General features: G+C 38.1%; 10 protein-coding genes. 3 read left to right on the top strand and 7 right to left on the bottom strand.

Annotation, left to right across the window (positions count from 1 at the left end; all coding sequences use genetic code 11):
* Window positions 1-26 precede the first annotated feature (26 nt).
* Window positions 27-1,163, top strand: coding sequence for a M23 family metallopeptidase (locus GFO_RS16690; protein ID WP_011711378.1), 1,137 nt, complete (start codon window positions 27-29; stop codon window positions 1,161-1,163).
* Here the strand turns inward: GFO_RS16690 and GFO_RS16685 are convergent.
* The 6 genes from GFO_RS16685 to GFO_RS16660 form a co-directional block, all read right to left on the bottom strand.
* The gene (locus GFO_RS16685; RefSeq protein ID WP_011711377.1) at window positions 1,160-2,194 is read right to left on the bottom strand and encodes an aldo/keto reductase; all 1,035 of its coding nucleotides are present in this window, start codon (window positions 2,192-2,194) and stop codon (window positions 1,160-1,162) included. The two genes, GFO_RS16690 and GFO_RS16685, sit on opposite strands and share 4 nt — an antisense overlap.
* Window positions 2,195-2,200: 6 nt before the next feature.
* On the bottom strand, window positions 2,201-3,163 hold the full coding sequence (locus tag GFO_RS16680) for an OmpA family protein (RefSeq protein ID WP_011711376.1): 963 nt from the start codon (window positions 3,161-3,163) through the stop codon (window positions 2,201-2,203).
* A 7-nt stretch (window positions 3,164-3,170) separates the two neighbouring features.
* On the bottom strand, window positions 3,171-3,932 hold the full coding sequence (locus GFO_RS16675; protein WP_011711375.1) for an exodeoxyribonuclease III: 762 nt from the start codon (window positions 3,930-3,932) through the stop codon (window positions 3,171-3,173).
* A gap of 76 nt (window positions 3,933-4,008) precedes the next feature.
* The gene (locus tag GFO_RS16670; RefSeq protein ID WP_148264707.1) at window positions 4,009-6,999 is read right to left on the bottom strand and encodes a T9SS type A sorting domain-containing protein; all 2,991 of its coding nucleotides are present in this window, start codon (window positions 6,997-6,999) and stop codon (window positions 4,009-4,011) included.
* A 119-nt stretch (window positions 7,000-7,118) separates the two neighbouring features.
* Entirely contained in the window at window positions 7,119-8,666 is a 1,548-nt protein-coding gene (locus GFO_RS16665) for a glycine--tRNA ligase (protein ID WP_011711373.1), read from the bottom strand.
* Window positions 8,667-8,730: 64 nt separating this feature from the next.
* Window positions 8,731-9,615, bottom strand: coding sequence for a hypothetical protein (locus GFO_RS16660; RefSeq protein ID WP_011711372.1), 885 nt, complete (start codon window positions 9,613-9,615; stop codon window positions 8,731-8,733).
* Window positions 9,616-9,675: 60 nt separating this feature from the next.
* Here GFO_RS16660 and GFO_RS16655 point away from each other — a divergent pair, with 60 nt between their 5' ends.
* Together GFO_RS16655 and GFO_RS16650 are read left to right on the top strand one after the other, a co-directional pair.
* Window positions 9,676-10,356, top strand: coding sequence for a ComF family protein (locus GFO_RS16655; protein WP_011711371.1), 681 nt, complete (start codon window positions 9,676-9,678; stop codon window positions 10,354-10,356).
* A gap of 135 nt (window positions 10,357-10,491) precedes the next feature.
* Window positions 10,492-12,099, top strand: a complete 1,608-nt coding sequence (locus GFO_RS16650) for an Ig-like domain-containing domain (RefSeq protein ID WP_011711370.1) — start codon at window positions 10,492-10,494, stop codon at window positions 12,097-12,099.
* Here GFO_RS16650 and GFO_RS16645 read toward each other — a convergent pair.
* Window positions 12,086-12,865, bottom strand: coding sequence for an amidohydrolase (locus GFO_RS16645; RefSeq protein ID WP_041250176.1), 780 nt, complete (start codon window positions 12,863-12,865; stop codon window positions 12,086-12,088). The genes GFO_RS16650 and GFO_RS16645 overlap by 14 nt on opposite strands.
* Window positions 12,866-12,938: the final 73 nt, after the last annotated feature.

The following is a 12,938-nucleotide window of genomic DNA, read 5'->3' as shown; positions in this document are numbered from 1 at the left end:
TATATGTGACTCCATTTGAGTGAAATATGCGATCAATAAAAATACTTCCCTTTCTTATAATCATGTTCTTTTTCTCCTGTTCCCAGTTGGAGAAAGCGGAAGAACTTATTACCGGACTTTCTGAAAAAGAAAAGTATAAGAAAGATAATGATATCTCTGATGAACTATTTAAAATCTGGGAAGATAGAATTACCAAAGCACTTGACGACAGTCTTGAAATAGAATTGCCTTATCTTGAAAGCGGTGAATTAAAACCCAGGAATTTTGCCATTTATTCTTATGCAACCTATCTCATTCCCGGGGAAGTTATCGAAGCGACAATACTTACAGACAGCTCTTCTACCCTTATTTTTTCTGAGCTTTATAAAATAACTAATTCAGAAAATAAAGAATTTGAAAAGATCAAATCTGGTGAATCACAAACCGGAATTTTACAGTTTGAGGTAAAAGAAAAAGGTCTTTATAAAATTGTTATTCAGCCGGAAATTGAAGCAAATACCTCATTCCAAATCGGGATTAAAAAATCTCCCACCTATTTATTTCCCGTCTTAAATGGTGCCAATGCCGATATTGGAAGTTATTGGGGCGATATGCGTGATGGCGGAAAAAGAGATCATAAGGGTATAGACATTTTTGCCGATAGAGGCACTCCAGTGATTGCACCCACTTCGGGAAGAGTCGGTTTTACTGGCGAAAAAGGCCTTGGCGGGAAGCAGGTCTGGTTACGGGATAGTAAACGAAAACAATCTTTATATTATGCGCATCTGGATAGCATCGTGCCCGATCTTGGCCGTGTAAACATTGGTGATACGCTTGGTTTTGTTGGAAATACCGGAAACGCAAAAACCACTCCTCCACATTTACATTTTGGAATTTATAGAAGTAATGATGGTGCCATTGACCCGTTAGGCTTTGTTTATTTAACCGAAGAACCTGAAAACCAAAAATTAGATAAAAGCGAAATAGCCCCGAGATTAAAGGTGAACTCTCAAATTGCAAATTTCAGGAATAAACCTGCGTCTAATAATTCATCTGTGATCAAAAAAGGAAAACAAGGTGAAATATTAATGGTTCAGGGCAAAACTGCCGACTGGTTCCATGTACGTGATAGCCTGGATCGCTCCATGTTTATTCACGAAAGTCTGGTACAGGCTATTAACTAAGGTGCCGGATTTGGGATGGAATTATGAATCTCATTTACCTCCTCCATGATTTCCTCGGAAAGAACCACCTCAATACTTTCTATATTTTCTTTAAGCTGATCTATACTGGTGGCACCAATAATATTACTGGTCACAAAAGGCTGCTGATTCACAAATGCTAAAGCTAAATGCGTTAAGCTCATATCATGTTTATCTGCCAGTTCTTTATACTTTCTTGTCGCCCTTACCGCTTCTTCATTAGAATATCTGTTATACTGCGGAAAAAGACTCAACCTTGTATTTTTCTGAATTCCATTTAAATGTTTTCCGCTTAAGGTTCCCATTCCTAAAGGAGAATATGGAAAAAGACCTACATTCTCACGATGCAGAATTTCGGTTAGACCAATTTCATCCTTCCTATTCAGTAAATTATAAGGATTCTGAACGGTTGACACCCTTGGCAGATCATTTTTACTTTCTTCAAGAAAACGCATTAGACCAAATGGAGTTTCATTAGAAAGACCGATATGTCCTATTTTACCCTGATCTACAAAATGCTGTAGATCTTCCAGAATCTGGCGGAAATTATCTTCCCATTTTTCTTCTTCGGAATGATCATAACCTCTTTTTCCGAAAAAGTTAGTATTCCTTTCAGGCCAATGAAGCTGATAAAGGTCTATATGATCTGTTTGAAGCCTTTTTAAGCTATTATGAATAGCATCTTCCAAAGCTTCCCTGTGATAACCCATATTTTCACGAATATGTGAAACCATTTCAGCAGGTCCGGCAATTTTGGAAGCAATTACTACCTCATCGCGCCTACCGGTCTTCTTCAGCCAACTTCCAATAACCTTCTCGGTGCTGCCCTGAGTTTCCGGTTTCGCAGGAGTTGAATACATTTCGGCTGTATCAATAAAATTCACCCCCTTATCCAGTGCATAATCTAATTGTTCATGACCTTCAGCTTCTGAATTCTGCTGTCCCCAGGTCATGGAGCCCAGACAAATTTTGCTAACTTTTAGTTCGGTATTCGGAAGTTTGGTGTACTTCATTCTCTCTTAGTCTATTTCGTTTAAAACTCTGGTTATTTCATCTAGTTTCGGGGTAAGGATCACTTCTATCCTACGATTTTTGGCTTTTCCTGCTTCCGTATCATTAGATCCAACCGGGGCGTATTCTCCCCGACCAGCTGCAGTAAGACTTTGAGGATCTATATTTGAATTTTCACGCAGGATCTGAACGATTGCAGTAGCTCTTTTTGTAGAAAGATCCCAGTTATCTTTTAGCTGGCCACTTCCTCCATAAGGCACATTGTCTGTATGTCCTTCAATTAGTACTGCAATATCAGGATTTTGTCCCAGTACCGTTCCCAGTTGCTGTACTGCTTTACGTCCTTCAGAATTTACTGCCCAGCTGCCGGAATCAAAAAGCAATTTGTTCTCCATAGATACATATACTTTCCCATCCCTTTGCTCAACACTTAAGCCTTTTCCTTCAAAATTGGTAAGTGCGTTGGAAACTGCATTTTTAAGTGCATTCATTTTCGCATCCTTCGCTGCGATCACGTTTTCAAGGTCATTAATTCTTTGAGAACGCAAGGCAAGATCTTTCTCCAGTTTTTCCAGGCGATTCTTTTCCTGAAGCAGCGCTGCTTCCTTTTCATCCAGCTGCCCCAGTAGATCCCTGTTTTGTCTCGAATTCTCGGCAATGGCGGCAGAACTATTTTGCTCTAAAGCATCATAAGATTTTTCTAAACTTTCATAGTTTTTTTCAAGCGCAGTTAGCTTTTCCATGAGCTGGTTACGCTCAGTGGTTATAGTTTCATAATCTGTCTTTAAGCCTGAAAGCTCCTTATCAAGATCTTCGCTGGACTTTCTATAATTTTCAAGTTCCTTGGCAACAGATCGATTCTCTCGCTGTAAATTGGCATTTTTACTTTCCAGTTCTCCATATTTCTTTGAAGAAACACAGGAACTCATTAATACTAATAAAGCTAAAACAGATGTAAGTCTAATATTCATAATATGTTTATTCAATTTCTACTAAAACGGGACAATGATCACTATGGTATGCTTCCGGTAAAATAACTGCACGCCTTAAACGATCTTTTAATGGTTCAGATACCAGGTTATAATCTATACGCCAGCCTTTATTATTATTTCTTGCATTGGCTCTGTAACTCCACCAGGAATAATTATCGGGATCCTCATTAAAATGACGAAAAGAATCTATAAAGCCATTTTCCATAAATCCATCTATCCACTTTCTTTCTTCCGGAAGGAATCCTGACACATTTTTAAGTCTCACGGGATCATGAATATCTATGGCTTCATGACAAATATTATAATCTCCAGAAATAATAAGATTCGGAATCTCCAATTTAAGCTGATCTATATATCGCTGAAAATCATCCATGAATTTGAATTTAAGTTCCAGCCTGTTAATATTTGTTCCCGAAGGCAAATAAAGACTCATCACTGAAAAATTATCGAAATCTGCACGTATACTCCTGCCTTCAAAATCCATATAATCAATCCCGGTACCGTAAGTGACATTTTTAGGCTCCGTTTTACTGAGAATTGCCACTCCGCTATATCCTTTCTTGTTTGCCGGATACCAGTAGTGATAAGGATATCCTGCTTTCTCAAATTCTGAGAGGTCCAACTGCTCGGGTTGTGCCTTGATCTCCTGTAAACAAACTACATCGGGATTTGACTGTTGAAGCCAGTCTAAGAAACCTTTGCGTATAGCGGCACGAATACCGTTTACGTTATAGGAAATAATGGTCATGTATATTGAATTTTTCCCAAAAATAAGGCTATCTGAAAGAAATACAAATACAGATAGATTCAGGATTTGAAATAAATTATTTTACTATAAATCGTTTGACTTTCCCCACTTTCCTGGTTCCGAATCTAACGAGGTAAACTCCCGGGGCAGCGTACGACATATCCAGTTCATACACATAGGCATCCCCATCGTTCACCACCTGATTCTCGATTAATTTTTGCCCTAGAAGATCATGAACAGTTATTCTTAATGGCTCGCCAAAACTGGTTTCCATGACCACCCTGTATTGATCTTCCTGATTAGGGAGCGTGATCACTACCAATTCAGCTTCATTTAGAATAAAATCTTCGATATCCAGAGTACTATCAGTGATATTCACTGAGTAATCATGTGTGGTACCATAAGCCATTACTGAACACGGATCGTTCAGATCTCCTGAGAAATTGGTATCTCCAGCTCGTATTCTAAGTAAATGCTGACCTAGATCTGCATCTCTCGGAATATTAAAATCATAAGAAAAAGACCTGTTCGCCTGCGGAATAACTTCTGAAGAGATCACACGTTCTTCGTCTTCAAAAACCGCATTATCGTTAAAATCTATCCACATAGAGAATTTTTCCCTTTCACCTTCAGCAAATCCAGTTTCAACCGTAACCGTAAAATCGCCCTGAGATCTATCCAGATCTGTAGTACCTCCAATAAAATCTATATAACCATTGGTGCAAGGGATTCTCTCATTTCTATAATCTCCAAGTTCAAAATAGAATATTCCATCGCCCTGTGAACAATCTGATCCTTCCGGAATACAATTGAGGCTTGCCACAGAAATAGTTTCAGCATCGTTAGATGGATCAAAATCATTCTCTAATCTGGTTCTCGCCTCTATTCTATATCTTCCAAAGCTTGCTAAATTCGCAGTCTGATTAAATGTATAAACCACATCTTCACCCACTTCAAGCACTTCATTGAAGGTTTCAGTAACCGGAGCATTATTTCCTATTTGATAACTAACCGGGAAATCCTGTTGTGGCTCCCCTCCAAAATTTGAAATTGTTATGGTAACCTCTTCAGTACTTGTTAGGTTCTCATCTGTAAAAGGGGAATCGATAGATGTCACTCCAATATCATTAGGAGGCAGGTTTTTTACTTCGACTTCTATAGAATCATTATTTGTGTTAGAGTCATTTTCAAGATTTGTAGACAGCGTTAAAGTATATATTTCTCCAATTTCAGAGAAATCGCCTGTTTCTTCAAAAGTAAATTCAGCAGAACTCTCTGCCGGAATGGTTTCCTCAAAAACTTCTGTTACTAAAGGACCACCATCAATACGGTAACTTACCTCAAAATTAGATTGAGCGTTGGTTCCATAATTTCTAATTCTAATAGTAATTTCTTCAGAATTAGTCAGCGTTGCATTCTGAGGCCCTACCAATACCACAACACCCACATCATTTGGCTCATTAGCAGCGATCCTGAACACGCCAACTTTATTTACCCTATCTACCCCTATAAAATATTCTGCATTATGCCAGAATGTTAGATCATCTACGGGGTCTATACTCAAATGGGCATAATCGCCATATCTTCCTTCCGGTCTTGGCTGAGGGCTCTCCCCTTCCACTATAGACTCTTCCTGAACGGTCATTAATCCCAACTGGTCATTAACGAAGCGACCGGTATACCTAATCGATGGAAAAACAGGATTGGCCGGATTATCGTTTACCACGGTATAACCCATCGCAATATTTCCTCTCATATCAATTCCTATACTTCCACTAAATCTATCACTATTATCTGGAGCATAGGTCCCTTCCTGATACACACTCCAGGGCGCACCATCTGCAGGTTGCCTGAGTTCATACCATCTAATTCCCGCATGTTTCGCAGCTGTCGGTTCCACATCTACCACAAAATTCATTACCACAGAATTATGCGTACCAAACCTTCGGTACTGCGTCATATACATCATTGCCCCCTGCAGGGCATCTATTTCTGAGTTATCACCTGGTTGAGGTAGATTTTTGAATCCACCACCGTCAAAGGTTGCCGTAAAGGGTGAGACTCCATCAGTAATTTCCTGGCTTTCTGAAATAGTTGAAGAACCAACATTATCCCAGTTTACATTCATTAGCCACAATTTTAAATGATCCTGATTAACACCCACCCATTCATCATCCTGTAAATATATAATTGGAGCATTTCCGGGAGGTGGCAAATCCCCGCCCATAACGCTAAAACCTGCAGGACTATAAAAACCGTTATTCTGTATCCCCGGAAGTGGAAATCCTAAAATTCTAACATTATCTGATCCCTGAAGCATCCTATCCCTTTCCAAGACATATACAATTTCCTTTCCCTGAGGTTCCAACGCATCTTTGTTGGTGGTAATATAATAACCATCGTTCCACAAAGAAATTTTTGGATAATCTGGCAAGGATCCCAGATCAAATCTATACGTGTACCAGCCGCTGTTTACAGGATCTGGACCCTGGGACACAGCAAATAATAAAGCCGGAGGAGATGCACTTCCACTGCTGGGCGATGCACTAAACTGCATCAAAATAAATCTATCTGCAGCTTCATCATAAAAAACAATTGGATCTCCATCAGTTTCATTATTAAAAGCTCCGCCAATACTTTCTAAAGAAGAAGGCGGGATAATTTCATTGCCATCTTTATCCCAAATTGCGAAGGCACTATTCCATGCGTTTACATAGTGATTTCTACCTACCGCACCGGTGGGATCACTAGGTGTTGACCTGGTAACCGCTCCGTCAAATGAAAATATTGGGGCTTTAACAGGAATATCCCCCATTTTGCTTTGCAAGGCAGGGTCTTTTACTTTTGGCAATCCCTTTCCCGGAACCACCTTATTAATTCCACGATTTCGAGGATTATATAACTTGGGTTTGGTAATATGCCGGATAAGCCTGGATTTAGACAGCGCTCCCGTTTTAATTACACTTGCTGAATCTATAAATGCCGGGCCAACTATCTCATTTGTTTGACCTAACGCATTAAGATGAAAAATAAAGCTTAAGGAAAATAGAAGAAGTAATTTTTTCATCATTTAAAAGAGTCTTACTAAAATAATTGTTTAAAAATAGACATTATCGACTTAATTGAAATAAAAAAGGCAATTAATAAATCAATTGCCTTTTAAATTATTCTTAAGTTAAGGAGTATTTATTCTGAAAAACCTCTCATCCAGGTTTTAAAATCGGTTTCTTTTCTTATCAAAGTGTCCAACTCCTCAATAGAAACTCTTTTCTGTTCCATACTGTCACGGAATCTAACGGTTACTGCATTATCCTCTAAAGAATCATGATCTACAGTTATACACAACGGAGTTCCTGCTGCATCCTGTCTTCTATACCTTCTTCCAATCGCATCTTTTTCATCATATTGAACTTTAAAATCCCATTTAAGCTCGTCAACGATCTTTTGAGCTAATTCCGGCAGTCCGTCTTTCTTCACTAATGGAAGAATTGCTGCTTTCGTTGGCGCCAGAACTGCAGGAAGCTTCAAGACTGTTCTTGTATTCCCGTCTCCCAGATCTTCTTCTTTTAAAGATGACGAAAGAACAGAAAGGAACATTCTATCTAAGCCAATTGAAGTTTCAATCACATATGGCACATAGTTTTCCTTTAATTCAGGATCGTAAAATCTTAATTTTTTACCGGAATGTTCTTCATGAGCTTTCAGATCAAAATCTGTTCTTGAATGAATTCCTTCTAATTCTTTAAATCCAAAAGGAAAATCAAATTCTATATCTGCGGCTGCATTAGCATAATGTGCTAATTTTTCATGATCGTGTAGACGGTAATTTTCTTCTCCAAGACCTAGTGATCTGTGCCAGTTCAGTCTTATCTCTTTCCATTTCTCGTACCATTCCAGTTCTTCGCCCGGACGTACAAAAAATTGCATTTCCATTTGTTCAAACTCGCGCATTCTAAAGATGAATTGTCTTGCTACAATCTCGTTACGGAAAGCTTTTCCTATTTGTGCGATTCCAAAAGGAATCTTCATTCTTCCTGTTTTCTGCACATTCGAGAAATTCACAAAAATCCCCTGGGCAGTTTCCGGACGCAAATATAAATCTGTAGCAGAATCGGCAGAAGCACCAAGTTTAGTCCCAAACATCAAATTGAACTGCCTCACCTCGGTCCAGTTTTTTGAACCTGTATCTGGATCTGCGATTTCCAGTTCTTCAATCAGGGACTTTACATCAGCAAGATCTTCTTTGGTAAGAGAACTTGCCAAACGTTCAAGGATTTCCTTCCTATCATCAAGATATCTTTTCACTCTTGGGTTGGTTTCCCGGTACATCGTCTCATCAAAATCTTCCCCGAAACGTTTTTTGGCTTTTGTGATTTCCTTTTCAGCTTTCTGAAGAAGCTTTTCAGCATAATCTTCTACCAAAACATCAGCCCTGTACCTCTTCTTAGAGTCCTTATTATCTATAAGCGGATCGTTAAAAGCATCCACGTGACCTGAAGCTTTCCAGGTAGTTGGGTGCATCAAAATAGCAGCATCTATACCAACAATATTCTGATGTAGCTGCGTCATACTTCTCCACCAGTATTCTTTGATATTTTTCTTTAACTCGGCACCATTCTGCCCGTAATCGTAAACAGCGCTTAAACCGTCATAGATTTCACTCGATGAGAAAATATACCCATACTCTTTTGCATGGGATATTACGTTTTTAAAAAGGTCTTCTTGTTTTGCCATGGCGCAAAAATAAAAAAACCGCCCTGAATAATATCCAGGACGGTCTTTAAATTATGAATTAAGATTAATTTAGGCTAAAACTTCCTGTACCAAGAAGTATAGCGTCATTATATACATATACTTTATAATTCCCTTCAAGCAACTTATCTTCCATAGTATTGGCGAGTATACAAACATCAAGTTCTTCATTTTCGTAAAAAACTTTGGATGCGGCACTGTAAACCATAGTACCTCCTTCGTGCTGAATAACCATTTCGTCACCTACCAATTCGTTTTCAGGATTATATACCTGAACGTACATATTCTTTTCACCAGCTTCTGCCAGGTCATTTCCAGTAATAGTGAAACAGGTTCTTATCTGGTCTACACGACGATTATTGTCATTTTCTACCAACTTACCGCTATTTCTTACAATTACACCTTCTCCTGAAAGACTGGTCACTTTCAGCCTTGAAGCTTTATCAACTTTAGTAGACAGACTTTGATTGGTGGTTTTTAAAGAATCTGAAAATTTTGTTCTTTCCTGAAGAGCCACACTGGTACTATCTAATGAAGTTGTCAGCATTTGGTTTTGCGTACTCAAACTATCAACTACTCTAAACAGACGATCTTTTTCAGATTTTAAATTGCCAATTTCTCTTCTGTACCTCGATATCAAAACAAGATTAGCTTCATTATCTTTAACTGAATCCAATAAAGTTGAAATTCTATTCCTTGCATTCACAAGGTCCTGATCCATCACTTCATTTTCATCAATCGCTTCATCATATTTCACGATTAACTCATTAAGTTCATCTTCAATTACAGATTTTTCTTTTTGAAGTATCTCTTTGTTTTCCTTTTCCTCATTATAGAACTTTATGGTATAAATGCTAAGCGCAACCAGGGCTACAGCAAGAATACCGGTTAAGATCTTCAATGCGGTATTGTTCTTTTTTTCTGTCATCATAAGTTTAATTTAGTTCGTAAATTTAGATGTTTAACCAAGTATGGTACAAGCCATTAACAAATGTTTCACGATTTCATCAATCTTCTTTATCCAAGCGTATGTCACATTTGTGACGCTGAATTATTGAAGAATGAAGAACTCATCTGTACTTCTTGTCTCCATGATCTGCCAATTACAAGTTACCACCTTGATAACGAGAACCCTGTAATAAAAGTATTTTATGGCAGAGTAAAGATAGAAAAAGCTACGGCATTATTGCATTTTCGGAAAAAAGCTGGAGTGCAACAGTTAATTCATGATCTTAAATACCGAGGTTACCGTGAGATTGGAACCTACTTTGGCCAATGGTTGGGAAAGGAACTTGCAGACTCTGACTGGTTTGGTGAAATTGATATGATCATTCCTGTTCCCCTTCATAAATCAAAGTTGATACAAAGAGGTTATAATCAGGTAGAAGATTTTGCAAAAGAACTGGCCTTATCTCTAAATGCCGAATACGCTGATGATATTCTCTTAAAAATAAGTGCTACCCAAACGCAAACTTTAAAAGACAGACTTTCAAGATGGGGTAAGTTAAAAGATACCTTGCTGGTTCAAAATTCAGAAAAAATAAGGGGCAAGCATATACTTTTGGTAGACGATCTTGTAACTACCGGGGCAACCCTGGAAGCCTGTGTCCTAAAATTATACGAGGCACAGGAAGTAGAAATTAGCATTGCAACTATGGCAATTACCGACTAAGCTTTGCGTTGTAATTTAAAATAATTGTTTCTTTGTTGAAAGATTTCAGTTTCATCAATAAATGGAGCCATATGGTTTGCCTGTTAATCGAAATGATAATGTACAAATTGCATTAAAAAAATATAAAAGTAACTGATGATAAAAAAAGTACCCGGATTTTTAATCGTTTTGATCTTGCTTTTTACCATGGTGCAGTGTGCTAAAAAAGGAATGCCCGAAGGAGGCCCGATAGATGAAGAAGCTCCAAAATTTATTCGCGCGAATCCTGAAAATTATAGCACTCAGTTTGACAAAAAGGAGATTAGGATCTATTTTGATGAATATATAAAATTAGACAAACCTCAACAGCAGATCATTGTTTCTCCACCAATGACCCCCAAACCAAGTATTATGCCTTTGGGGACCGCCAGAAAAGACATTAAGATCGAGATCTTTGATACACTGGAAGAAAATACAACGTACGCTATAAATTTTGGAAGAAGCATTGTAGACAACAATGAAGCAAATCCCTACGATTACTTTAAATACGTTTTTTCAACGGGAGATTATATAGATTCGCTTATGGTTTCAGGCACCGTAAAAGATGCTAAACTCAAAGCTCCCGCTGAGCCTGTTTCTATTATGCTATATGAAGTAGATTCTACTTATACAGATTCTATAGTTTATAAGGAAACTCCAAGGTATGTAACCTATTCTCAAGATAGCACATTTACTTTTTCTCTTGAAAATTTAAAAGCCGGAACCTATAAAATGGTAGGCATTATGGATAATAACGGGAATTATCTTTACAATCCTAAAAGCGAAAAAATAGGATTTATTGCTGAAAATGTCACCATTCCAACAGACAGTACGTACGATATCACAGTTTTTAAGGAAGAACTGGAATTTGACCCTAAACGGCCTTCCCATTTTAAAGGAAATCAAATTCTTTTTGGTTACGAAGGTACTGTGGATCTGGACAGTCTTGATATCAAAGTGCTTTCAACTACACCCCAAGGTTTTGATTACCGCATGGTAAAAGATCCTAAAACAGATAGCCTTTATTACTGGTATAATATAAAACCTGAACTGGATAGTGTTGTCTTTGAAGTCACCACGCCTAAAACCAGAGACACCTTATTGCTTGCCAGATTGGGAACTTTAGATAGAGATTCCCTGGCAGTAAGTACAGAATCTGGCGGAATAAATAAAGATTTTAAATTCATGGCTAACACGCCAATTGTAGAACATAAAGATGAATTTATAAAAGTAATTGACAAGGATTCTTCAGAAGTTCCTTTTACAACCGAATTCTTTCCGATGAAGAATGAAGTGGTTTTAAAATTCGATAAAACCCCGGATAATAATTATCAGATTTCAGCATTTCCCGGGGCTATCACCGATCTTTTTCAGGATACCAACGATACAATTGTTCAGAGTGTACGAACTAAGGCAACTGCAGATTACGGGAGGATAGTTTTAGATATTCAGAATATTAAATCTTATCCAATTATAGTACAGCTAACTAATACAAAAGGAGAGGTTTTGGCCGAACAATATTCTGAAAACTCCGGTAAATTCACTTTTGATTTCCTTAATCCGGGAGATTTTTTAGTCCGTGTGATTTATGATGCCAATGCGAATATGAAATGGGACACCGGAAGTTACCTTCAGAAACGTCATCCGGAAAGAATCCTTTATTATCAAGACACTATAGATGTGAGAAGCAATTGGGACAAAGTGGAAACTTTTAGTTTAGAGTAAAATTATCCCGATCCTGAAGGAATTTCAACTTGTTTCTAACTTCGTTTAGACTGGCTTTTTCAATACTGAATTCAGCTGTAAATTCATCTGAACGATCTAATTCTGTCAATTCTTTTCCCAGAGGATCATAAGCAGCCGAATGTCCATTGTAAACATAACCGTCACCATCTTCCCCGGTGCGGTTCAAACCTACACAATAGCTCATGTTTTCGATAGCCCTTGCTTTCAATAATGCATCCCAGGCGTTTACCCTTTTTTCCGGCCAGTTGGCGACATAGATTAAAAGATCGTATTCTACCGTATTCCGCGCCCAAACCGGAAAGCGAAGGTCATAACATACCAGTGGACATATCTTCCAGCCCTTATATTCAACTATAAGTCGCTCGGTTCCCGCAGTGTAGGTTAAATGTTCTTTTGCAAGGGTAAACGTATGTCTTTTATCATATAGCTTATAAGAACCATCCGGAAAAACGAAAAATAATCGATTGTAATAATTCCCATTTTCGGTAATGATCACACTTCCGGTAACGGCAGTAGATTTAGACCTGGCGATTTCCCTCATCCAGGTTAAGGTTTTAGCTTCGGTTTCTTCCGCAAGATTTTCGGCGTTCATACTGAATCCCGTCGTAAACATTTCAGGAAGAATAATTAATTCTACACCCTCTGAAATCTTCGCTATTTCTTCTGAAAAAAGCCTTCTATTCGCCTCTGCATCTTCCCAATGAAGGTTCGCCTGTATAAATGCAATATTTAGTTTTTCGCTCATATTCAAAAATATTAAAAATTGCCGGGGCAATCCCAAATACATGTTAAATGATTGGATGTGAGCCAACATATAA

It is taken from the genome of Christiangramia forsetii KT0803 (genome assembly GCF_000060345.1).
Lineage (GTDB): Bacteria > Bacteroidota > Bacteroidia > Flavobacteriales > Flavobacteriaceae > Christiangramia > Christiangramia forsetii.
The sequence above is the reverse complement of the archived record's forward strand: the minus strand, read 5'-3'. Positions and strand labels throughout refer to the sequence as shown.